We start from the raw sequence: 23438 nt of genomic DNA, 5'->3' as shown, positions 1-23438 counted from the left end.
AATACCTGCCCTTATTTGAGACGCTCGTTTGGTCGCATCTGCACACCTAGAAAGAAATATCGCAAGACATGATAAAAATTATGACTGTCTATGGCACACGTCCGGAAGCTATCAAGGTAGCCCCGATTATTAAGGCTCTAGAAGAGTCAGATAATTTTGAGTCTATCCCTGTTGTAACTGGTCAGCATCGCGAGATGCTTGATTCTGTGAATAAACTCTTTGGTATCGAGCCTGTGCGCGATCTGAATATCATGAGCGCAAAGCAGGGGCTGAATGGAATCGTTGCCAAGGTTATTGATGGTCTTGACGCAGTCTACGCTGAACTTGAACCAGATGCTGTCATTGTTCAGGGCGATACTTCAACGGTTATGGGTGCTGCTATTGCTGCTTTTAACCGTCAAATTCCTGTCGTACATGTCGAAGCCGGGTTGCGGTCGGGTGATATTAATTCGCCCTTTCCTGAAGAAGCTAATCGCAAGCTGACCTCGCAAATTTCTAGGCTTCATTTGGCGCCGACCTCAACTTCTAAAGCAAATCTCTTGCGCGAAGCTCTACCCGAAAAAGAGATTGTAGTCACCGGCAACTCGGTGATTGATGCCTTACTTGAGGTGGTTGAGAAGCCTGTAGAGTTCACCGACCAGACTGTAGCTGAGCTCGTTGCCCAGAAAGACGATGCCCCGATTGTTTTGGTGACTACGCATAGGCGTGAAAACCTGGGGGAGTCAATGCAGAATATTGGCCGTGCTGTAGCGACTTTGGCAGGTAAGTACCCCGGTTACCGTTTCTTGCTCCCTGCTCATAGGAACCCGTTGGTGCGTGAGAATGTTCTCCCTCATCTTGAGGGGTTGCAGAATGTTTTCGTTACTGAGCCCCTTGCTTATGCGGAGTTCGCGCATGTTATTGCGGCGTCTCGTATTGTGCTCACTGACTCAGGCGGGGTTCAGGAAGAGGCCCCAAGCCTGGGTAAGCCGGTGCTTGTGATGCGAGAAAATACTGAACGCCCTGAGGCTGTGGATGCAGGTACTGTTCGACTGGTAGGCACAGACTATGACCGCATGGTCGAGGAAGTATCTGCCCTAATCGACGATGAGAAGCACTTTGCGTCAATGGCGAACGCTGTGAACCCTTACGGTGATGGTAAGGCTGCTGCTAGGACAGTGGCCGCGATTGAAGAGCTCTTCGGGCTTGGTAAAGCGTTGCCCGACTTCGGTGCTTAGATAGAATTAACTTCAAATATATTATCTGCTTAGTAATTATAAGGAACAGAGCATGAGAATAACTCCCAATCCCACAGGCATTGGAGATCTTTTAATTAAAGACTCTTTAGTCATTGTAAACGAGTTTCATAGGGAAAATCTTGGCTTAGATTTTATCAGTGATAACTGTGAAATTCGCGAATTCGTTCCTACAAAGCTGAATATTCCCAGTATTGATAATCTTACGATTGTTGATTCTCGCCCAGAGGTATTTGCAGAGGTCCTGAATAAAAGTTCTCAGCTATTTCAACGTCCAAAATTCCTTCTTTGGTGTGTTTTTCCCAAGAACCATGCTCACCTGGTAGATTGGATTATAAATCAGAAGTCGATAAGCAATCTATCAATTCGTGATTACATAATTAGTGACCAGGCAATTTCTCTTTCGATTGGTTTAGTGGAAGAAAATGATTTGGACGCTACTGCGGTTTTCTTGGGCATCAAAATTGGTTTGGAACTAAATGGCCAAGAGCTATCTATCGCACCGGACCGTAGTCAAGAGAAGAAATTACGGGAACAACTTGTTTCTATAGTTAAAAGTTTGGAACTAGTTAATTTAGAGCCAGTCAGTACATCAGAGAATAACTTGTTAGAGACTGAGGTTCTGAAGATGTCGGCGCAAGACAGGGGCTATATTGCAGAGCTTGAAGGCCGGGTAGTTACTCTCCAAAGAAAGCTTGATGCTATTCAGCGGAAGTATGATGCTCTCGCAAATTCTAAATTGGGAAAAATTGTTTTAACACGTTGGGACAAGAACCGAGGTAATGAAAATGACTAGAGATTTAGCAACCAACCAAGATTTGGGGCGCAGCCTGCTTCTTGACTCAGGAGCTCGAGCACAACTTGTGAGCGAAAACGAAAAGGTTCTTTCAAGTCTTGAGAAGATAGATTTAGGGAATTATGACAGAATTCTCGAATCCGGCATCTCGGTTATTATCGCTACCTATGATGGTGCCGATCGAATCGGTACGGTGCTTGAGTCGCTAGCCAATCAGACGCTCGACTCACGTCGATACGAAGTTGTCTGCGTAGTGAATGGTGAAGATAACGGAACAACTGACGTTATTACAAAATTTCAAAAAATTTACCCTAATCTGAATCTTCGTAAGTTCTGGTTGCAGAAAGGTTCTGCGGGTGGGGCGCGGAACCTGGGACTAGATCTTGCTCGGTACTCCCGGATTACTTTTGTTGATGACGATGACGATGTTGAGTTCAGTTTTTTGGAAACAGCTTTAGCATCATCAACGGGTACCAATATTGTCTTGTCACCCATCATCAATATCTCTCCGGACGGCATAGTGGATGCTGATAATACTTTGAACCAGCGTGTTCATAAACTGCGTGGTCAGACAGTTCCGCTTTCAGATGTACCTTGGGCACTAGGATTTAATGCATGTAAACTGTTTCCTCGAAATTATGCGCGTCGAGCACGTTATAATCCTGAGCTTTCAAGCGGAGAAGACCTCGTTTATTTCGCAGAACTGCTGAAATATCCTGAAATTAAAGTGACCATTCCACAAAATCTCGATTCGGCAGCTTACTTGCGCTACACACGAGATCAATCGGTCTCTCGGCGGGAGCTTTCATTTAATTTTGCGGTAGAACAAAGAATTGAATGCATAAAATCGTTGGAAAATATTGAAGTTGCTCCTGATACCCCTCGAGCTTCGGCTTTATACCAACTAAAATCAGCTCAAGCAGGATTTATCGAGCGTTACCTCAAAGCTAATAGAGACGATAAAGAGAAAGTATTTTCTGCAATTGAGAAGTCGGGAGTGAAAGAGTTCCCTTGGAAGATGGTCCAAGTTGACCAGGCAAAAGATTTGGCGTTTGTGTACTGCTTTGCACCATTCTCAGATACCAGTGCTGTTGTAGCTGCGAAAGCGATTGTTGAACGTGGTCGAGTAACAGACATCATCACAAATGATATGTCCAAGGTACGCCATTATGATTATGCTGTCTCGGCATTAGCTGATAGGTGGATTGCTGACCGCGAGATTATTAAGAGCCCACCTTCATTCGCTGGCTGGGATCCTATTTGTGATTTTGCAGAAAAGGCAATGACAGTAGCAGAGAAGAAGCACGCGATTAACGGTTGCTATGAAAATATATACAGTCGTGCATTGTGGGTCGGTTCGCACGTAGCTGCTGCCATGTTTAAAAACCGTCACTGGAATGTGAAGTGGACTGCCGAATTCTCTGACCCTCTACGCCGTGATGCTGAGGGCAAGGAACGTCCTGGGACTTTGACTGATAACGCGACTAGCGAGTATTTAAAGTCTTGCATCGCGGCCCGCGGGTTTAGACATTTGACCATTAACACCCTGTTTGATTTGGTTGAGCTTGTCACAATGGTGACTGCGGATGAGTTGATTTTCACGAACCAGAATCAGATGGACTATATGTTGTCATTGTATGAAGACAAGGCTCTAACTCAATTGGTGGAACATAAAGCTACTGTCCGTCATCACCCCACTCCTCCGGACTATGCTTACGGATTAGTTGAGACTTCTTATCGAGTACCTAAAAATGTCGTAAATATCGCTTACTTTGGTAGTTTCTATAGTAACCGAGGCATTGGGGACGTCTTACAAGCATTACTCAATTCATCCGAAAACGTAAGGAATAAATTACGTCTTCATATTTTTAGCAATAAGCCTCAAGAAGTTGAAGATAACGTTCGAACCCTTGGTTTAGGGCCTAATGTTTATAGCAACCCTTATCTGTCTTATATGGAGTTTTTGACAGCAACTAAATTATTTGACGTTTTGTTAGTAAATGATGTCAAGCGTGACGTTAATATGCCAGTTAATCCTTTCCTGCCCTCAAAGTATTCTGATTACTTAGGGTCAGGTAAAAAACTTTTAGCTCTTGTAGATGAGGGTTCACCGTTATCTCAAATTAATCTTGACTACAAAGTATCAGTGGGAAATATCCCTCAATTAATTAAAATTTTGCAAGAAATTTCAGATATGACTCCAGAAGTAATATAAAATCATGAAACACGCATTCAATAGAATCAATACAAAATGTATTATTGATATAACTGATTAAACTTAGAACTTTCTAGTGCGCATATGTCTGCAGGATCAAGGTAAGCCTATGCGGTTTCTAAGTTAATGAGTAACAACTCTATCTCAGGTGCAAACGAGCATTTCTGTAAATTTTATGAATTAAACGTTGTGTCAGTATCGGAAATAATATTTGGATAGGTATCGTTACTTTTATTGGTTCTGGAGTTACTATTGGGAACGGAACAGTAATTGACGCTAGAACTGTTGTTGTAGGGGTGTTCCGATCGTAAAGTCAACTACTCAATTTGTTGAACATAGATTTAATCCCAGGAAAATTAAAAATACACAAAACACTTCATGGTGGTAGTGGTTACTAGGAAAAATCAACGCTTCTTTGCCACCAATATATGAGAGCGTAGATTTGCTTATCATAAAATACGGAAAAGATTAGGTGGAATAAATGTCTTTAGATAAACCTCTCAGTTCTACAAGTTTGGATGAAATTGGGGTAATTTTTTCTTCAGATGCATCATCTCTAGCCCACAATTATCTTAAATCATATGAACAAATTTTAAAAATTAGTCGAGATACTCAGTCTGAGATAATGATTATTGGAGCAGGAACTCCAGGCAACATATTTACCTGGCGAGATTACTATCCAAGAGCCAAATTTATTATTGCAGAACAGCGTTCTGAAGCATTGGATCTTGCTGATCAAAGAACTGAAATCGTTGTCCCAAAGTATTATGACTTTAGTTTATTTAATAACCTTTCCTCTAAATACTCTCCCTTGCTTATAATAGATGATGGGAGTCATCGCTGGGATCATCAAAAGATAGCTTTTAATACCCTTTTTTCGGCATTGAGACCTGGAGGATATTATATAGTAGAAGATCTTCACACAAATTTTGGTGACCTTTCAGAAAAATATGATGGAGGAGAAAATCAGAGCTTTTATCAGTGTTTTGAAGAAATAATGTCAGGTATGGCCTCAGGAGATTTGAATAGAATTACCAATTCAGGCATACATGAAGATATGTACAATATGATAGCTAGCATCACTGTGTTGAAAAAAGCGATAATTATACATAAATGTGATGATGTGCCCTACTCCTATAAAGTATCTTCTATTTCTTCTTTGACGGAAAATCATATATTACTTGAAACAAGTAGCTATAAAAGGTTGCCTGCTTACCTGGGGAATGCAAATCTTTATATTAAAAACACCTTTGATAAACTATCTGATAAATCGCAAGAAGTTTCGATAGGAGATGTTGTCTCTGGAACTTTATCTGATGTAACAATTATGGGAGGTGGAATGGTTTTTGCTCAAGATAAAGTTGTTAGTGAAAGCCTCAACTGTATTAGAAACCTCTCTGAGTATAGAGGATTCCGCCGTAACATCGAAGGCAGCTCCTGGTCTGGTGAGTATATCAATCCAAGAATGGTTATCAAGGTAATTGCTGGTCGACAACATGTTCTTTTAAAATCAGCTTGGGATGCTAACTACGGTCATTGGCTATGGGACACGCTTACAAAAATCCATGTTTATAAGAAAAGCAATAGTAGGCTGAAGCCAATTTGGGTTATTAACAAACCTTCAAAAACAATGAGAGATGTAGTATACGAATCACTTAGCCTTGCGGGAATCTGCAGTGAAGACATTATGGAACTTGACTTTCAAAGTTACCAGTTCGAATCCTTGTTCGTGCCGGGTTCTCTCACGGAACACCCGACGATAAAGGCCCCTGAGGCAGTAAGATACCTCGAGAGAATTGCCGAAAAGATAGAACCAGCTAGTTACGAACGCGTTTATCTTACAAGAAATTCCTATGGGCGTCGTGAGCTTTTAAATGAAGATCAGATTTGGCCCTTCTTTCAAGAGAAAGGATTTATAAAAATTACCCCAGAAAAACTTTCATTAAATGAACAAATCTCTATTTTCAGAGGTGCTAAAGTTATAGCTGGAAATATGGGAGCAGGTTTTTCGAGTTTAGCTTTTAGCCCCTCAGGGGTTGAAGTAATATCATTAGCTACTCCTGCAATGCCCCACGATTTTTTCTACGATATCGTATGTCATAAAAATGGTTCCTATTTTGGATTACAGGGTGCAACCTCCGATAAAACCCCATCCATGTCATCCAACTTCACTATAGATGTCGAAACCTTAAAAGCTATTCTTCAAAAATTTTAAACATTTTGAGTAAGAAAAGGGACGGTAATAGCCACCGTCCCTTTTTTTAATTTAAATTTAGCGCCAAATGCCCTTGGTGTCTACAATCTGTTTGCCCGCTAGCGCTGTAGCTGGCACCGCTTTGAAATCTTCGTGATCCACCAATAGGACCACTACATCTGCGCGCTCAATAGCGTTTTCATAAGTGTCAAACTCAAGATTTCCGATACCCTCAAGTTTTGCCGGTAACGCAGAAACATTAGGTTCAACCGCAAGTACAGTCGCCCCAGGGAGCTCCTGGGCGAGACGTTGCGTGATATCCATAGCAGGTGACTCTCTAAGGTCATCAATATTAGGCTTGAAAGCCAAACCAAGAGCTGCCACAACAGGCTGAGGAGCCGAACCTGCAGCGTCACGCACCTTATTGATTACCCATTCAGGCTTACCATCATTAACTTCACGTGCGGTACGAATCAAATTTGAGTTCTCACGGTCAGCCGACACAATAAACCAAGGATCAACTGCAATGCAGTGCCCACCCACACCAGGGCCAGGCTGCAAAATATTCACGCGCGGATGATGATTAGCTAGGCGGATAAGCTCCCAAACATCAATGCCAAGCTTATCGGCAATCAGCGACAGCTCATTAGCGAAGGCTATGTTCACATCGCGGAAGGAGTTCTCGGTCAGCTTCGCCATCTCAGCTGTCACATCATCAGTGGGCAACAGCTCGCCGGTGCAGAAGCTACCGTAAACCTCGGTCGCGATTTCAGTTGCCCGAGGAGTCTGGCCACCAATAATGCGGTCGTTAGTAATCAGCTCCTCCATTGCATAGCCCGGCAGAATACGCTCGGGGCAGTGGGCGAAGTATAGAACCGGCTTGTTCTCGGGGTTCTCCGCGCCATCAGCAACAAGGTCAGGGCGCAAAGTCAGAATGTGCTGCGCCATCTTCTCCGTGGTCTGGGGGGGAGAAGTGGATTCAAGAATAACAAGTTCGCCGCCCACTAGCTGGGACGCAATGTTTTCCGCAGCTGCCATAATGTAGGACAGGTCGCCTTCGTAGTCATCTTTGAAGGGAGTGGGTACGGCAAGGATATATACATCAGCATGGACCACCTCGGTGGTTGCCTTTAAATTACCCGAATTAATGGCTTTTTGCAGTTGCTCTTCGAGGCCGGGTTCAACGATAGTGACCTCGCCGCGATTGATGCGCTCAACGTTGGCCGCGTTAATGTCAATGCCAGTCACTTTGAGGCCATGATTAGCCATAACAACAGCAGTGGGGAGACCGATATAACCGAGGCCTATGAAGGCAATAGTGGGGGAGGGCATGCGTTTCCTTGGTTTCTGTGTGTAGCAGTGATGGGTGTTCTAGTCCACGATAATTCTATATGAGCTAAATGAAAATAGAGACTATAGATGGTCTAGCTCTCACCATAAAAAGTGTGAGGTTGAGCTGGTTATAAATACACAAAAATGCTTATCTGGCAAATATGTAGAAGTTGGTGACTGGCCATTCGCTACCCTCAAATTTAGAGTGAACCCCCTTGTTAGATGACGGTTTACGGTTGAAGGTAATGAAGAGAAGAGGGGTGTTGTTTCAAGCAGTTGCGCTATAGAGCTCTTTATGGAGTTCTTACCTATTTCTAGTCATTAAACTATAGGTTTATCTAATACAGAAGAAGTCATGTCCAGAAAGCGGACTCTACAAACTCTCTGAATGTTTATAAGCCCCTAAAAGAAAATGTGCTCTTGGCTCAAACCAAAGTGATGCACCTGAGCATTGGCAAGAAGCTCAGCGTCACTTACCCGCCAGGTGTGCTCACTGCCCTCTCCGGGGGCACGGCGAACCTGCACAAAATTGAAACGGTCAGCAGCGTATATGCAGCCGCCAGAGGCAGCTACTCTTTCTAGAAAAGCGGTGTCTTCGCCCGTGTTGACCGCCTCAAAAGGGTGAGCTTCAAAGACTTCGCGGCGCGCAGTCAGGGTGGGCCCAGCCAGAAAGTCCGTAAATCGGTGTTCCCTCTCGCCAGCACGCAAGACCGTGGCTTTGCTACCAGCCAAGTGCATGTAGTAGGCCTGTTTGCCCACCACATCAGCGCGGGAAAAATCTAAAGCATGCAACTGATCCTCCAGATAGTGTTGACCGTAAAAATCATCGTCATCCATCTTCGCAAGAATCTGACCATCAGCCGCAGCCACCAGAAGGTTAAGGCACTCACCCAGAGAGGTTTCTGCGCTGGCGCTGAGCTTGCGCGCGTCTACCAGCCCGGCGTCTTCGGTCAGCTGAGCAAATTCAGTGTCGGTCAGTTCAAAACCGTGGGTCAGCACCACCAGTTGCGCGCGGACAGTCTGTTGAGCCACCTGGCGCATCAGGTGGGGCAACTGCTCCGGGCGGTTAGTGGGAGCCAGGACGCTCACCGTCGGTTGCTGACGCTCACCCACCAGCTGCCTGCCGGTCAGCTGAGCTACTGCGTCCAGTAGCTGCTGCGCCCTGTGGGTATAGGTGTGCTTTCTCCAAATCTCCCGCTGCGCCAGATGTACGCTGCGATCGCGCAATTCACCGCTGCGTAATAATGAGCGCACAGCAATCTCGGCTTCTGCCTTGTTCTCAACAACAGAAATCATGCCGGGCGAAAAATAGTTGCCGATCGCTGCTGAAGCGCTGGTCACCACGGGTGTACCGCTAGCCAAAATCTCAAAGATCCGGCGGGCACACATGCTGGGGGAATCAACCACTGAGTTCACGTTCAAGAACACCTTATAAGCCTTATAAGCCACCAGCATCTGCTCATAGTTCTGGCTACCCACCACGTGTTCGGTTAGCGGTGCGGGGAACTGGTAACGCTCATCCTGCCCCAAAAACCGCGAGAAAATCTCGAAGGGCTCCTTGGTTTTAGCTGCTGCTGAGCGGGCAGCACCCAGGAGGAAACCCATCTGCTCCCGGCGCTCCGGGTACTTATGAGCAAAGTAGCTACCGGCGAAAGCCACCCCTCGCTCGGCAACCCCGTGGTGAGGGCGCACCGGGTTGTGCACTGCGCTCTGAGCCGCAAAGGCTAGAGGGTAGATACGGTCATGCCCCAGGCGCTGGCGGTAATCAGCAATCTTGTTGGAGTCCGAGGTGAAAACGATGTCGAAGAGGGCAGCTGTATCGATGAAGTCCTCAAAATGCGGGGGGTCCTCCTTATTCCAAAAAACAGAAGGGATGTTCTTTTTTCGGGCGTAATCCAGCATCTCCACTAGCGCTGGGCGTGGGGCGCTCTCACCCGTTAAGTGGTACTGCCAGGCGCCATCATTACCCGCCCACGCTGATTCAACCAGCAGAAAATCCGGATGCTCAGCTTCAAACACTTCCTGCCAGTTGTGCGGAGTCACCGGTAAGCAATTAAACTCATAACCCCAAGCCACCGCAGAAAAATCATCAAGAACGGTAGCTACCTTCAAGCCTTCAAACACCGGTGCGTAGCGAGGGTAATCCAGGGGCAGAAAATCTAGCGAATACCCCGCCGGGCTCTTCTTACTTTTAGCCACAGCCGGCACCGCCCCCACTGCCTCCTCGCTCGCTAAACCCACGCCCCGGCGTCCTGCTGTGCCACGTGATGCAAAAGCAGCCCCGCCGAAATGTGAGGACATCAGCTGGCGGCGGCGAAACTTCTTCAACTGTTTAACGCCGCCGTGCCGCAGGTGCCAGAATGCTCTGCGTACGTCTGAAGCAGAAAACTGGGGAGGCAAAGGGACTCCTTCGCTAAAATGGAAAAGGGTATACCTAAAGTTACCCCACACCAGCCCACAGGGAAGAGTAACCCATGACCACAGAAACAGAAGTGCACCCAGTCTTTGTGTACGGCTCCTGCGTGGCACGGGACAGCTTCGAGTACTTCCCCAACAGTTACCGCGTCTCCCAGTACGTTGCCCGGCACTCCCTGCTAGCTGATGACACCGACGCTAGCTACAAACTCCCGGCTGACCTCAAACTCGCTAATGCCTTTCAAACCCGCATGCTCCGCGCTGACTGGGCAGCAGAGGCACTGAATCTACTGCGCAGCAATGCCAGCCACTTCCACCTCATTCTTTGGGACATCTTCGACGAACGCCATGGAGTGCACTGGTTCAGTAGCGGTGAGGTAGTGACCCGGTCTATTGACCTCGTCAGCTCAGAAACCGCCATGAGCTTGATTGAACCAGGCACCCACGTACCCTTCGGCGCAGACGAGCACTTTGAGGAATGGGCAGAAAAAGCCACCGACCTGGTGCAAAGTTTCAAGGAGCAGGGTGCCTTGGAACGGGTTCGTCTTCTCAATGTGCCCTGGGCAGAGGTCAATACTGAGGGTCACCCTACCCCTGTGAGCATGGGCGTTACCGCAGCCGAAGCCAACCAGAAAAGCCAGCGCTATTACGCACATCTAGCCGAGCTGGGCGTCCCCACCCTTGAAGTACCCGCAGAACTAGCCGTTGCAGACCCCAATCATCAGTGGGGTGAGGCTCCCTTTCACTACGTGCCAGCTGTCTACGAGTACGTACGCGACGCCCTCACTGACTAGAACTCCCTGATGCGGGCACCGCACCTTCCATGGGCCGATCACTAGTACACACCTAATGGAACTCAGACCGCCTAAACTCACTTATGGGAGACTGGAACCATGACCTCACCCCTGCACCGTGAAGCCCTGGAGCTTCTGCACAAGCTCACCGCTAACCCTGCGGCCCACTTCCACCCCGGTCAGTTTGAATCTATCGAAGCGCTGGTGGAGCACCGCCGCCGCGCTCTCGTTATTCAGCGGACGGGCTGGGGTAAGTCTGCTGTTTACTTTCTCTCCGCCCTTCTGCTGCGACGGCGCGGGGCTGGACCGGCGCTGATCGTTTCACCCCTACTTGCTCTCATGCGGGATCAGGTAGAAGCTGCCTCCCGTGCAGGTGTACGGGCGGCGATGGTCAATTCCTCCAACGTGACCGAGTGGGACGAAGTGCGCGAGCGCTTGGCTGCGGGTGAGATTGATGTGCTCCTGGTAGGGCCAGAACGCCTCAACAACCCTGCCTTCCGCGAGGAGTGGCTGCCCACGCTCTTGCGCACCATCGGTCTATTGGTGATTGATGAGGCACACTGCATCTCTGACTGGGGCCACGACTTCCGCCCCGACTACCGCCGTATCCGCGACCTCATCACCCACCTGCCCACCGGTGTGCCGGTTCTGGCTACTACGGCCACAGCTAATGAGCGGGTCGTGCAGGACATCGCCGAACAGCTGGGCGCGAGGTCCCGCGATACCGGCAGTGCTGCTTCTGCCGGGGGAGAGGGCCTTATCCAGAGTGCTGCGTTAGATGATGTCTTTATTCTGCGGGGTCCGCTCTCTCGTGCGTCCTTGCGCTTGGGAGTTTTGAAATTACACAATTCAGAAGCCAGGCTGGCCTGGTTACTGACTCATCTGGGGCAGTTACCGGGTTCGGGCATTATTTATACTCTTACCGTTTCTGCAGCTGAAGATACCGCTGCTGCTCTGCGCTCTGCCGGCTATGATGTGCTGCCCTATACGGGCAAAACCGATGCGGATGAACGCCAGGAGGCAGAGGCCGCGTTGAAGGGTAACCGGGTCAAAGCTCTGGTGGCTACCAGCGCCCTGGGCATGGGATTCGATAAACCCGATTTAGGTTTCGTGGTGCACCTGGGTGCCCCCTCCAGCGCTGTTGCCTACTACCAGCAGGTGGGCCGAGCTGGTCGCGGTGCCATTAAGGCTGATGTGCTCCTACTACCCGGTGCTGAAGACCGGGAAATTTGGCACTATTTCGCCACCGTCTCTATGCCCACCCCAGAGAACACCTCAGCAGTTCTTGCTGCCCTGGCTGAGTCAACAGCGGCAGGCCAGGAGCTATCGGTGCCGGCTCTTGAAACCCGGGTGGACGTGCGGCGCTCTAGCCTGGAGCTATTGCTCAAAGTGCTAGCGGTTGAGGGCGCTACAGAGCGCCGCAGCAAGGGCTGGGTGGCGACCGGCGCCCCCTGGCAGTATGACGCCCCGCGCTACCAGCGGGTGCAACAGGCCAGAGTGCGAGAGCAGGACGCCATGCTGGCCTACCAGAGCACTCAGCAGTGCCGCATGCAGTTTCTGGCCTTTGAACTCGATGACCGTACCGCTGAACCCTGTGGGATGTGCGATGTCTGCGCTGGGCCCTGGTATTCAGCAGATATAGACCCCGAGCTGGTAGAGGGCGCTCGCGGTGCCCTAAGTGGCACCGGGGTGCCCATTGAGCCGCGCGGCATGTGGCCTACCGGCCTTGAACGGGTAGCACCTGGCGCTGTTCACGAGGTAACGGGCAAGCCCCTGCGCGGGCGAATCGCCCCCGAAGAGCGTGCTGAGACTGGCAGGGCACTGGCCCGCCTTACTGACTTAGGCTGGGGCAACCGTCTGCGTGAAATCTTTACCCTGGACGCTAACGGCCAGCCCCAGGATGGCCCAGTGCCCGCTGATCTGGGGAGAGCCTGCCTCAAAACTCTTGCTGAGTGGGGGTGGGAGCAGCGGCCGGTGGCACTGATTGCGTTGCCTTCACCGGTACACCCTGTGTTGACTGATTCGCTGGCGCGGGGCCTTGCCCAGGCAGGTAAACTCGCCGATTTTGGGACCTTTGAACTGGTAAAAGAACCAGCACATTTTGGCGGTAACAGTGTCTTCCGGTGCGGTGGCGTGTTGGGTGCCTATCGCCTGCCTCAGGCTGCCGCTGACTACCTCGCTACCCATCCCGGCCCGGTTCTACTGGTCGCTGACCGTGTTGATTCCCGCTGGTCCTTTGCCATCGCCGCCCGAACCCTGCGCGCCGCCGGTGCCACCGCCGTCCTGCCCTTTGCCCTGGCAGCTACGCACTAGAAGAAAGGCTCATATGAAGAACTCCCCCTTAGAGCTCGCAAGCCGCCAGCCTTTCTCTGACCGGCCCCGCAATCTGTGCCATGAAGAACTCATGCGCCTGGCATTAGAACAGGCACGTTTAGCCTTGAAGGAGGGGGACGTTCCCATCGGGGCGATTGTAGTGGATGCCCAGGGGCAGGTGATTGGCCGGGGCTACAATCGGCGTGAGGCAGACCATGACCCCACGGCCCACGCCGAAGTGCTGGCGCTGAGGGAGGCAGCCTCCCACCTGGGTAGCTGGCGCCTTGACGGGTGCACCTTGGTGGTTACCCTTGAGCCCTGCCTCATGTGTGCTGGCGCTATGCTTCTGGCACGCTTGCCCTACCTGATAATGGGCGCGTGGGAGGAGAAAACCGGGGCTGCCGGTAGTGTCTACGATGTTTTACGCGACCGCAAACTCAACCACTGGGTAGAAGTGCATGCGGGGGTTTTGGCAGACGAATGTGCCAGCCTTCTCAAGGATTTCTTTCACTCTCACCGACCGTGATAATAGATCCCTCCCAGGACCCGTAGGGTGCACAGACGCGCCCACTTTTGCTGTATCTTTGAAAAAGTAAACAATTTTCTTCAAATAAGAATGGAGTGGGTGTGGTCGGCGAAACTCACAGTTCAGTGATATATGCGCACCAAGTGCCCGTGGTTGAGGCATCAACCAGGCGCCCAGGCCGGACCAACAGAACCCAGCTCAAGTTATTTGAAGCTGCCATGGACATCATGAGCAAGGACGGCCCCACCGCTACCACGGTAGAGGAAATCGCTGAAAAGGCAGGGGTTTCTAAGGGCACCGTCTACTACAATTTCGGGTCGAAGAAGACCATGATTGACCAGCTACTGCAGTACGGTGCCAAGCTTCTTCTAGCTGAAATGTCGGCAGCAGGCGACCACGAAGACCCCAGGGAGGCCCTGAGTAATTCCCTGCACGCCGCGGTGCTCTATCTTGAAGAGCACCCCGGCTTTGCGCGCCTGTGGGTCTCTGAGCTGTGGCGCAGTGATGAGAACTGGTCGAAGACCACCGATGAAATCCGCTCGGATATCATGCGGTTTGTCTGCTCTAAGGTCTCAGCTCTTTCTACCCGCTACGATGTGCGCAAAGAACAAACCATCGAAGGCCTGGCCCTGGTCATTTTTGGGGCCGTCTTCATGCTAGCGATGGACCACACCAGGCACGGTGTTCGCCGCCCCGCCAGCGTCGCTACAGCCACCGCCATGCTAGCTGTTGACGGCTATATTCTCTAGCTTTCCAAGTTGAGATGAACCGCCCCCTAGGGTAGTATTTCGTGAGATGGTGACGTGTCCGAGCGGCCGAAGGTGCAACACTCGAAATGTTGTGTACGGTAACCCCGTACCGAGGGTTCAAATCCCTCCGTCACCGCCAGTTAACCCTGTTTGTCCTAGTGAATCTAGGGTGAGCGGGGTTTTCTTTTTAGATGCGTCTCTTACAGCGGGGCGCAAGGACGACGGAAGGCGCTTTCTCCATGCGTATTAAAGTTCTCAACCACCCCCTGGTGGACCACAAGATCACCGTTCTGCGGGATAAGAGCACCCCCTCACCGATTTTCCGTCAGCTAGTGGATGAGCTAGTTACGCTACTTGCCTACGAAGCGACCCGCGATATTCGTGTGGAACCCCGGGAGGTAGAAACTCCGGTTGCTAAAACTGTAGGATCACATATCGCTAGCCCCCGCCCCCTCATCGTTCCCATTCTGCGCGCCGGTCTGGGCATGCTCGAAGGCATGACCCGTTTGATTCCCACCGCCGAGGTGGGCTTCTTGGGCATGGCGCGTAATGAAGAAACCCTGGATATTGTTACCTACGCCGAGCGTCTGCCAGAAGATCTCACCGGCCGTCAGGTCTACGTACTTGACCCGATGCTCGCCACCGGTGGAACCCTCATTGAGGCCATTAAGTTCCTGCGCGCTCGCGGTGCTGAACACATCACCTGCGTTTGTGTGCTGGGTGCTCCTGAAGGTATTGAAGCCCTTGAAAAGGGCATCGATGGGCTTGAGAACGTTGATCTCTTCTTGGCGGCACAGGATGAGCGCTTGAACGAGAAGTCTTACATCGTGCCCGGTTTGGGCGACGCTGGTGATCGCCTCTACGGAGTAGCCCACTAGTTCTTGATGATGGGCTCGTTCTGGGGTGTAGTTGCTGAGAGCAGTTGCACCCCATTTTGATGCCAGATAATCTCGCTCCGCGATCCTCTAAAAAAGAATTATTGACTTTTTGCGATGCCTTGTTCTAGTCAGATTGACCCTGACCGGTAGTAAAAATATTCAGGTTTTTTCACATCACTTATTCGTACTCAAGGTATTAATTGGAAGAATATTCAGAACATAGATATTTTTTGCATAATGAATTCTCCTTGCCGGTGCTATAGTTTAAGAAGAGCCGCATAGATGTCTTAAATGTTACTTGCTTTATCCGCCGTATCAGACAAGGATTAAAGGAAAGACGGGCAGCTCACGTTTCACACACATGAACTCGTGCGTCTCTAGAGGTCACACACTCGATGCCCATCGAATAGGGGAGAAAAAATGTCAGGTGCACCGGGATATGTTCACATATCACAGCGAAGCCGCTCCACCGCCCAGCGCCCTCATGTAGCTGGTGTGCAGAATGGCGGTCAGAATAAGCCTCATCCCACTAACCTGCGCCCCATGACTTTCAAACCCGAGCCCCAGCGCACCGTCGCGCAGGAAAACGAAGCTCGCGGCTTCGTGGTCTACGTAGGTTTGAGTGAAGAGGCTGCAGCCTCAAACGGCACCTCCCTGGTGCGCATTGTGCAGGACCTACGAGCTTACGCCCATAACCTGGCACCCGAAGCTGAATCTTACGCCGCCGTTGCCCTGGCTCCTGCCGGCGCAGAAGGTAGCGACCTTGAGGTGGTGCGTAACGCCCTGGGTGATCCTACCGCCGTGCACTACCAGCCTGAGGCACTGCCTACCGCACTGCATCAAGGCTCGGAGGATGTGAAGCCCACCCACTCAGTCGGTGTGCTGATTGATCTTTCCCGCCGCGAGGTCTTTCTGGACGGCGAAATGTTGAACCTGACCTACAAAGAATTTGAGCTGCTCAACTACCTGGTAGAAAACGCAGTGCGTACCGTAGCCCGTGAGGAGCTGCTGGTGAGCCTGTGGCGAGATGCTGAAGAAGTGCCTAACGAACGCACCATCGACGTCCATATCCGCCGCTTGCGCTCTAAGCTGGGCCGTCTTTCCAACACCGTGCGCACCGTGCGCGGTCAGGGCTACCGCTTCTACGAGCACCCCGAGGTTGTTGTCTGGGCAGCACCCGAATACTCTATCTAATCCGCTGACGCAAACGATGCGCCACCGTCTGGCTGATGCCCGGCGGTGGCTTTTTCTTGCCCCTGCCTAGGATGTTTTTGGGGTGCTTACCGACGCTTCACACCCTGCCGGTAGAGTAAGGGATATGACTGTTTCACCTCTCTTTACCTCCCTGGTCGGTTCGGGCCCCATCAAAGCGGTGTTTCTGCACGGGTTGCTGGGCCGCGGCAAAAACTTCACCCGTATTGCCAAGGGCCTCGGTGACCAGGCTCAGACCCTGCTCATTGACCTCCCTAATCACGGTGCTTCACCCTGGACGGAGGACTTTGATTACGTGCAGATGGCTGATATCGCTGCGGTGACGGTGGAAGAGTTTGCTAACGGTCAGAAAGCGGTGCTTATGGGTCATTCCATGGGCGGCAAGATTGCTATGCTGCTTGCACTGCGCCACCCCCATTTGGTGGAAAAACTGGTGGTGGTTGATATTGCGCCCGGGGAGTCAAAGGGTAACTTTGAAGTGCTCATGGACGGCATGCTGGCGCTTCCCATCGATACTTACACCACTCGTTCCCAAGCCGGAGCTGACCTTGCCACTAGTGTACCTTCTGAGAGTACCCGCGCTTTCCTGCTACAGAACCTCATCATGGGCAAGGAAGGTAACCGGTGGGAACCTAACCTGGTAATGCTGCGTGAGAATCTGCCCCGCATCATGGCATGGCCGGGAGCTACGGGCACCTTTGATGGCCCGGTGCTCTGGATAGCGGGCGGTGATTCGCCCTATATCACCGACGCTGATACCGCCCCTATGCGTGCGCTTTTCCCCCGCGTCCGCAAAATTTCAATTAAGGGAGCCGGTCACTGGGTGCACGCCCAAAAACCGGAAGAAACGGTTTACTTTCTGCGTCAATTCATAACGGCCTAGGCGCCGCTCACTGCGCTTGCCAGCAGAGTTTGCTAGCCCGTGAACGAGCCAACTGAGCCTCCACATATCGATTCTTGGCCCAAAGAGTAGTACAGTCGATAAGTCAGCAAACTTATAATTAACGGAGCACGTGTATGGACGCCCAGCACCCCAAACCCGCGCATAAAGATCTCACGGTAGAGCCCATTATCTCACCTACCTCAGATAAGGGCCCCACCTTCTCTTACAACAATCCCGCCACGGGAAAGCTACGGCAGGTTGCCCCCGCAGGTTCGCAGAAGGCAAAGGAAACCGCCAAAAAACGCACCACCCCACAGATTTTTCGCGACGTTATTTACCCGCATAACATTCACCCCGCCCTGGTGCCCGGTATTTCTGTTGAAGAGCAGAAAATCAAGTACGGGGTTGATAAGCCCATTCTGGCAACGGTGGGTGCCCTGATCATCGGGTTTGTTATTTGGGGTGTTCTGGCACCTGCTCATGTGCTGGAAACATCAACCACAGCACTCACCTGGGTCATGAGCAACCTGGGCTGGATTTTTACCTCCCTGGCCGCCGGTCTCATGGTGCTGCTACTTCTCATCGCTTTTTCTCGCTACGGCAAAATACCGTTGGGCGTGGACGGTGAGAAAGCTGAGTTCTCAACAGCGTCCTGGGCCTCTATGCTCTTCGGTGCTGGGATCGGTATCGGCATTATTTTCTTCGGCCCCTATGAGCCCCTGACCTACTACCTCTCACCGCGGCCTGGTGCCTATGATCCCGCTACTGCTGAAGCGATTACCGGTGCCATGGCCCAGGCCGCCCTGCACTGGGGTGTTAATGCTTGGGCCATCTACGCCATCGTAGGTCTAGCAGTCGCCTATGCCTCCTACCGCCGAGGGCGTGTGCCGCTCATGAGTGCCATCCTTGAACCGCTGTTTGGCAATAAGAGCGGATCCTTTGGTTCACGCCTCATTGATGGCATGGCTATTATCGCCACCCTCTTTGGCACCGCCGCCTCCCTGGGTATCGGTGCGCTGCAGATCGCTCACGGCACCAAGCTGGTCACTGGCTGGAGCGCCACCACCAATAACGTTGCCCTCATCATTATCGTGGTGCTGACCGTGGGTACCATCCTTTCTGCGGTATCCGGTGTCTCCAAGGGCATCCGCTGGCTCTCCAATATCAACATGGGCCTTGCCGTGCTTCTCGCGGTTTTCGTGTTTATTGCCGGCCCCACCGCCTTTTTGATGAACATCATTCCCGCCACCATTATCGAATACGTTGGCACCATGCCTGACGCACTTTCTGCCAACATGGCAGAGAGCGAAGAAATGCAAGCTTTCCTCTCATCGTGGACCACCTTTTACTGGGCTTGGTGGGTCAGCTGGGCGCCCTTCGTCGGCGTGTTCGTTGCCAAGATTTCGCGCGGACGCACCATCCGCCAGTTCATCTTGGGCGTGCTCTTCATCCCCTCCACCATCATCGTGCTTGCCTTCACCATTATGGGCGGCACCGCCATCTGGATGCAGCGAGAAAGTAACGCGATTGCCCCCGATGGCACTGCGGCAACTATCCCACCGGCCCAAGAAATCTTCTTCGTGGTGCTGGATCAATTGCCCGGTGCGTCCATCATTGCTCCCGTGGTCATTGTGATGCTGGCAATCTTCTTCATCACTACCGCTGACTCTGCTTCGCTCGTGAACTCTCAGCTCTCCCAGCGCGGCAACCCCTCACCGAAACGCCGTATCACCACCTTCTGGGCCCTCTGTATGGCGGGTATCGCCGTGGTTATTCTGATGACTGGCAGCGAAAATGCTCTGCAGGGCCTGCAGAACCTAATCACGGTTACAGCTCTGCCTTTCTCGATTATTCTCATCCTGATCTGCATCGCCTTCCTCAAAGAGCTACGCACCGACCCCATGGCTATCCGCCAGAAGTTCGCCGCAGTCGCTGTTGAAAACGCAGTGCACCAGGGAGTGAGCGAGCATGGGGATAACTTCGCGCTCAAGGTTGAGAAAACTCAGCCCACCAGTGACTACGCCACCGGTGCTGATTTTGATTCAACTGCTAGTGAAGTAACTGACTGGTATGTACGCCGCGATGAAGAGGGCAACGAGGTGGACTACGACTACAAGACGGGTGAATACACCGGGGAAATCCCCATTGTTGAAGCCCCCAATAGCCCCAAGAATAGCTAGGTGCTCTCGCGCCGCCTGCCCTGCCGGCGCGTTACACTGGGGGTTATGAGCGAGTTTTCCCTACCGCGTCACGACGCTAAAACACTGATCATTATGCGCCACGCTGAGGCTGACTGGGGGTTGGACGATTTCAACCGCCCCCTGACACGGCGCGGACATGCGCAAGCATTGAGCGCAGGGCAGTGGCTGGTGCAACAGGGCTTCGTGCCCGAGATGTTAGTGAGCTCAGCCGCTTTGCGCACCCGCCAGACCACCACCTGGGTTTCTGAAGCGCTGGGGGAGAAAGCCCCCACCGCTAGCTTGGATGAGCGGCTCTATAACGCCCCGTCATCTGCTCTGCTCTCAACCGTTCATCGAGCGCCGCAGGGGGTTCAGGCGCTCATGCTGGTGGCACACTTACCCGGTGTGCAGGACGCTGCCTTAGAACTTGCGCGCCCCGATTCTGACTATGAGGCCCTTATGGATGCCTCCCACGGTTTCTCTCCATCATCGGTAGCTGTTTTTGATGTTTTTGGCGACTGGTCAGAACTCACAACCGCTGCCGCTTTCCTCAAAGCCTTCAAAGCTTTCTAAATTTATTTATATATTGCAAAAGGAACCATTATGAGTAGTAAAGAAGTTATCTTTTCGGAGGATGCGGTGAGTGAGGGGGCTAGTTTTGCTGAAGCTGAAAATGAGCTAACTGCGGAAAAAATTGAATCTCAGATACCGTCCGAAACTTTGGAAGAGGAGCAAGAGACAATAGCTTTTGCCACAAAGTTCATCTCAACGGTGATGCGCCTCAAAGCGGTTAGAATTGACCGTAAAAAATTTTTGCAGGCAGAACTTCTGAAAGCTGGAGTTGGAATACATCAAGTAGCTGAGGCAATTGAGACAACTCCCGCGGAAGCCGAAATTTCTGCATCTATTCTAGAGAAAATTGCCCGCTCTTCTATAGAACTTGAGACCCGTAAATCAACGGTTATTTCTTTTGCAGCGGGTGTCCCTGGCGGATTCGCAATGCTAGCAACCGTACCCTCCGATCTTTTGCAGTATTACGCTCATATTTTCAGAATTATGCAGAAGCTTGCCTACATCTATGGGTGGAAAGATTTTTTGGGTGATTTAGATGAGCTTGATGATGAAACGTTGTCAAAGTTGGCCCTTTTTCTTGGGGTAATGACTCAGGTAAGCGGCGCGACCACTGCCCTCAACAAATTCGCACAAGAAACAGCCAAGATCTCGCTACAAAAACAGATTGCTAGCAAGGCTTTGACTAAAACTTGGTACTACCCCATTGTTAAAAAGAGTCTCAAATATGTTGGGGTCAGCGTCACTAAAAAGAGCTTTGCGCAAAGTATTACCAAAGTAGTTCCAGTGGTGGGTGGGGTCATCGCCGGAGGGATGACGTATTCAACGCTGAAACCACAAGCTCTTCGACTCATGAAACACCTACAAGCGCTTCCTCAAGCAGGTTCTTTAGATTCTCTTCAGCAGGACGTGCTTATTGAAGAGGAAGAGACTAAAACAAAGAAGCTCAAAACAAAAACCGCTGGTGCATTTGGGCGCTTAAAATCATCTGTTCCGCGTGTATCAATCTCTATGTCTCGAAGCGAGGCGCAACCGAGTGAAGTAGAAGAAGAAAAATAAGGCGTTTCGGTAGTAGTCACTGTGACCACTGTTCTGGTTTGGGGTGTTCTCTCGGCAGAGCTAGCTTCCGCCCAAGTCAATCCGTCAACCTTTTCTCTTTACACCCACGGTGACACCACTAACCAATACTATGTCTATGCAAATAGGATTGACTGGACGTAGCCGGTGAGTGTGGTCTTCTTCTTTGACGGCGACTTACAGCACCTCCTTCGGTTCCCGTGTAGAAGAGTCCAATGATCCCGACATTACGCGTATGACCGATCAGGCTAATGTCCGCAATTACCTCTTCGTGCCCGTCGTATCATCGGAAAAAGATAATGAAGAAGATAGAACCCCTTGGTTGCACTCTCTTGACTCTAACGGGGCAGGCGGTAACAAGAGAATAGTTCGCTCCGCGCTCTCGAAATGAGTGGCTTCAGTACAGAAAAACCCCGTCTGACCTAGATTTCACTAGGTCAGACGGGGTTTTTTCTGATTGGCGGAGACGGGGGGATTTGAACCCCCGGTCGAGTTTAATCCCGACCCTTCATTAGCAGTGAAGTCCATTCGGCCGCTCTGGCACGTCTCCATGTAGCGTGCGCATCCAGCTCGTCAACGTTGCTTTCAGCATCACAGCTCCCCCAATACTAGCCGCAAAAGGAGCAAGGGTCAAAACGCTGCGTGGTATGTGGCGTCTTCGCCTGGGCTATAGGGCTAAGTATATTTGCACAGAAATCAGCAGTCATCCGGTTACTCGTAGCGGGGCAAGGTGTGAACATTTTTTCTGAACATTACTTCGTGATCTGCCGGCCCTGTGTGATCCAAGGGGGGGCATACAAAAAGCCCCGCTTCTTTCGAAGCGGGGCTTTAGTTTGCGGATGGTGTGGGATTTGAACCCACGAGACGGGGTTGCCGCCTACTGGTTTTCAAGACCAGCTCCTTCGGCCGCTCGGACAACCATCCAGCGTGCTGAGCACTCAAACAATACTACACACCCAGCATAACTTTGCAAAACATAACCGGTGTGTGCTCACTCTCGTTAGAGTGGGGGTAAGAGAAAAATAAGGAGCAGGTATGCGTGCAATACGGGAAATAGACCACGGTGGGCCAGAGGTTCTGGTGGTGAGTGACGCACCCCAGCCCTCTGCTGGGCAGGGGCAGGTGGTGCTCAAGGTTGCTGCTAGCGGCATTAACCGGGCCGACGTCATGCAGCGCCGAGGGTTGTATCCACCCCCACCGGGTGAAAGCGATATCTACGGGCTAGAGGTGTCAGGCACCGTGGTTGAAGTGGGTCACGGGCTTCCGGAAGAACTGCTGGGCCAAGAGCGAGTAGCACTGCTGGCTTCCGGAGGCTATGCCGAATATGTTGCTGTGCGCTACGACCATACCCTGCCGGTACCCAAGGGTGTCAGCCTGGTAGAAGCCGCTGGCTTGCCGGAGGTTGCAGCCACCGTCTACTCCAACCTGGTGACAGTCTGCGGTGTGAGCGAGAGCGCTGATGATAACGCCGGGCGCACCCTGTTGATTCACGGCGGGACCGGGGGGATTGGCTCCCACGCTATCCAACTGGCGCAAGCTCTAGGGTTGCGGGTTCTAGCGACTGCTGGCAGCGACAAAAAGTGCGATCGCATTAAGCAGCTAGGTGCTGAGCCCATCAACTACCGCACCCAAAACTTCCGCGAAGCGGCACTAGAGCTTACTGAGGGTAGGGGAGTGGATGTCATCTTGGACGTGGTGGGCGGCTCTTACCTGGATGATAACCTCAAGACCCTGGCTGTAGACGGTTCGCTGGTGATTATTGGCCTGCAAGGTGGGAATAAAGGGAATGTTAATCTGGGCTACATGCTCTCCCGGCGACTCAGCGTCCATGCCACCTCTCTGCGTACGCGCAGCTCGGCGGATAAGGCCGCTATCGTTGCTGGTGTGGGTCGGGTCACCTGGCCCCTGCTGGAAAGCGGGGTCATTTCACCCCACCTGGACCGTGCCTTTTCCCTTGATGACGCGGCAGCTGCCCACACCTACTTTGACTCTGGGGAGCATGCCGGCAAAATCCTGCTGGTGCCCTAAAGGTCAGAGCCGAGGAAACTCTTTGTCATACACGGCTTAAA

The 23438-nt window shown here is 51.5% G+C and carries 17 protein-coding genes and 3 tRNA genes; 16 read left to right on the top strand and 4 right to left on the bottom strand.

The window, feature by feature from the left end:
- Window positions 1-68: 68 nt before the first annotated feature.
- The 4 genes from wecB (at window position 69) to M3668_RS03805 (ending at window position 6461) form a co-directional block, all read left to right on the top strand.
- On the top strand, window positions 69-1217 hold the full coding sequence (gene wecB / locus M3668_RS03820; protein ID WP_251379457.1) for a non-hydrolyzing UDP-N-acetylglucosamine 2-epimerase: 1149 nt from the start codon (window positions 69-71) through the stop codon (window positions 1215-1217).
- Between the two features lie 52 nt (window positions 1218-1269).
- Window positions 1270-2031 carry a hypothetical protein gene (locus tag M3668_RS03815; RefSeq protein ID WP_251379456.1) on the top strand — a complete coding sequence of 254 codons (762 nt, stop codon included), beginning with the start codon at window positions 1270-1272 and terminating at the stop codon, window positions 2029-2031.
- Window positions 2024-4246: a glycosyltransferase gene (locus M3668_RS03810; protein ID WP_251379455.1), complete on the top strand. Its 2223-nt coding sequence runs from the start codon at window positions 2024-2026 to the stop codon at window positions 4244-4246. The genes M3668_RS03815 and M3668_RS03810 overlap by 8 nt, the downstream gene beginning before the upstream one ends.
- Window positions 4247-4727: 481 nt before the next feature.
- The gene (locus M3668_RS03805) at window positions 4728-6461 is read left to right on the top strand and encodes a glycosyltransferase family 61 protein (RefSeq protein ID WP_251379454.1); all 1734 of its coding nucleotides are present in this window, start codon (window positions 4728-4730) and stop codon (window positions 6459-6461) included.
- Window positions 6462-6518: 57 nt separating this feature from the next.
- Here M3668_RS03805 and wecC read toward each other — a convergent pair whose 3' ends face one another.
- Together wecC and M3668_RS03795 are read right to left on the bottom strand one after the other, a co-directional pair.
- A complete protein-coding gene (gene wecC, locus M3668_RS03800) occupies window positions 6519-7772 on the bottom strand; it encodes a UDP-N-acetyl-D-mannosamine dehydrogenase (RefSeq protein WP_251379453.1) in 1254 nt (417 codons plus the stop codon).
- Window positions 7773-8174: 402 nt separating this feature from the next.
- On the bottom strand, window positions 8175-10172 hold the full coding sequence (locus tag M3668_RS03795) for a glycosyltransferase family protein (protein ID WP_251379452.1): 1998 nt from the start codon (window positions 10170-10172) through the stop codon (window positions 8175-8177).
- 74 nt (window positions 10173-10246) lie between these two features.
- Between M3668_RS03795 and M3668_RS03790 the strand changes: the two genes are divergently transcribed.
- The 11 genes from M3668_RS03790 to M3668_RS03740 all read left to right on the top strand — a co-directional run bounded on the left by M3668_RS03790 (window position 10247) and on the right by M3668_RS03740 (window position 21351).
- A complete protein-coding gene (locus tag M3668_RS03790; RefSeq protein WP_251379451.1) occupies window positions 10247-10981 on the top strand; it encodes a DUF6270 domain-containing protein in 735 nt (244 codons plus the stop codon).
- A 99-nt stretch (window positions 10982-11080) separates the two neighbouring features.
- Window positions 11081-13294 (top strand): RecQ family ATP-dependent DNA helicase, encoded by a 2214-nt coding sequence (locus tag M3668_RS03785; protein WP_251379450.1) that lies wholly within the window; start codon window positions 11081-11083, stop codon window positions 13292-13294.
- Between the two features lie 13 nt (window positions 13295-13307).
- Window positions 13308-13820, top strand: a complete 513-nt coding sequence (gene tadA / locus M3668_RS03780; RefSeq protein ID WP_285835637.1) for a tRNA adenosine(34) deaminase TadA — start codon at window positions 13308-13310, stop codon at window positions 13818-13820.
- A gap of 95 nt (window positions 13821-13915) precedes the next feature.
- The gene (locus tag M3668_RS03775) at window positions 13916-14569 is read left to right on the top strand and encodes a TetR/AcrR family transcriptional regulator (RefSeq protein ID WP_502948951.1); all 654 of its coding nucleotides are present in this window, start codon (window positions 13916-13918) and stop codon (window positions 14567-14569) included.
- A 48-nt stretch (window positions 14570-14617) separates the two neighbouring features.
- Window positions 14618-14708 (top strand) — tRNA-Ser (locus M3668_RS03770).
- A gap of 100 nt (window positions 14709-14808) precedes the next feature.
- Window positions 14809-15447 carry a uracil phosphoribosyltransferase gene (gene upp, locus M3668_RS03765; RefSeq protein ID WP_251379448.1) on the top strand — a complete coding sequence of 213 codons (639 nt, stop codon included), beginning with the start codon at window positions 14809-14811 and terminating at the stop codon, window positions 15445-15447.
- Between the two features lie 420 nt (window positions 15448-15867).
- On the top strand, window positions 15868-16641 hold the full coding sequence (locus M3668_RS03760; RefSeq protein WP_251379447.1) for a winged helix-turn-helix domain-containing protein: 774 nt from the start codon (window positions 15868-15870) through the stop codon (window positions 16639-16641).
- Between the two features lie 124 nt (window positions 16642-16765).
- The gene (locus M3668_RS03755) at window positions 16766-17542 is read left to right on the top strand and encodes an alpha/beta fold hydrolase (protein WP_251379446.1); all 777 of its coding nucleotides are present in this window, start codon (window positions 16766-16768) and stop codon (window positions 17540-17542) included.
- A 134-nt stretch (window positions 17543-17676) separates the two neighbouring features.
- Window positions 17677-19722 carry a BCCT family transporter gene (locus M3668_RS03750; RefSeq protein WP_251379445.1) on the top strand — a complete coding sequence of 682 codons (2046 nt, stop codon included), beginning with the start codon at window positions 17677-17679 and terminating at the stop codon, window positions 19720-19722.
- A 45-nt stretch (window positions 19723-19767) separates the two neighbouring features.
- Window positions 19768-20295 carry a SixA phosphatase family protein gene (locus tag M3668_RS03745; RefSeq protein WP_251379444.1) on the top strand — a complete coding sequence of 176 codons (528 nt, stop codon included), beginning with the start codon at window positions 19768-19770 and terminating at the stop codon, window positions 20293-20295.
- A 30-nt stretch (window positions 20296-20325) separates the two neighbouring features.
- Complete coding sequence (locus M3668_RS03740; RefSeq protein ID WP_251379443.1) at window positions 20326-21351, top strand: hypothetical protein; 1026 nt, start codon at window positions 20326-20328, stop codon at window positions 21349-21351.
- 476 nt (window positions 21352-21827) lie between these two features.
- Here M3668_RS03740 and M3668_RS03735 read toward each other — a convergent pair.
- A tRNA-Ser gene (locus M3668_RS03735) sits at window positions 21828-21919 on the bottom strand.
- Window positions 21920-22205: 286 nt separating this feature from the next.
- Window positions 22206-22293, bottom strand: a tRNA-Ser gene (locus tag M3668_RS03730).
- A gap of 111 nt (window positions 22294-22404) precedes the next feature.
- On the opposite strand from M3668_RS03730, the gene M3668_RS03725 reads away from it, so the two are divergent.
- Complete coding sequence (locus tag M3668_RS03725; protein ID WP_251379442.1) at window positions 22405-23397, top strand: NAD(P)H-quinone oxidoreductase; 993 nt, start codon at window positions 22405-22407, stop codon at window positions 23395-23397.
- Window positions 23398-23438 lie beyond the last annotated feature (41 nt).

Origin of the sequence: Rothia sp. P100 (assembly GCF_023712425.1) — a bacterium.
GTDB lineage: Bacteria > Actinomycetota > Actinomycetes > Actinomycetales > Micrococcaceae > Rothia > Rothia endophytica.
This window is presented reverse-complemented; position numbering and strand designations above follow the sequence as displayed.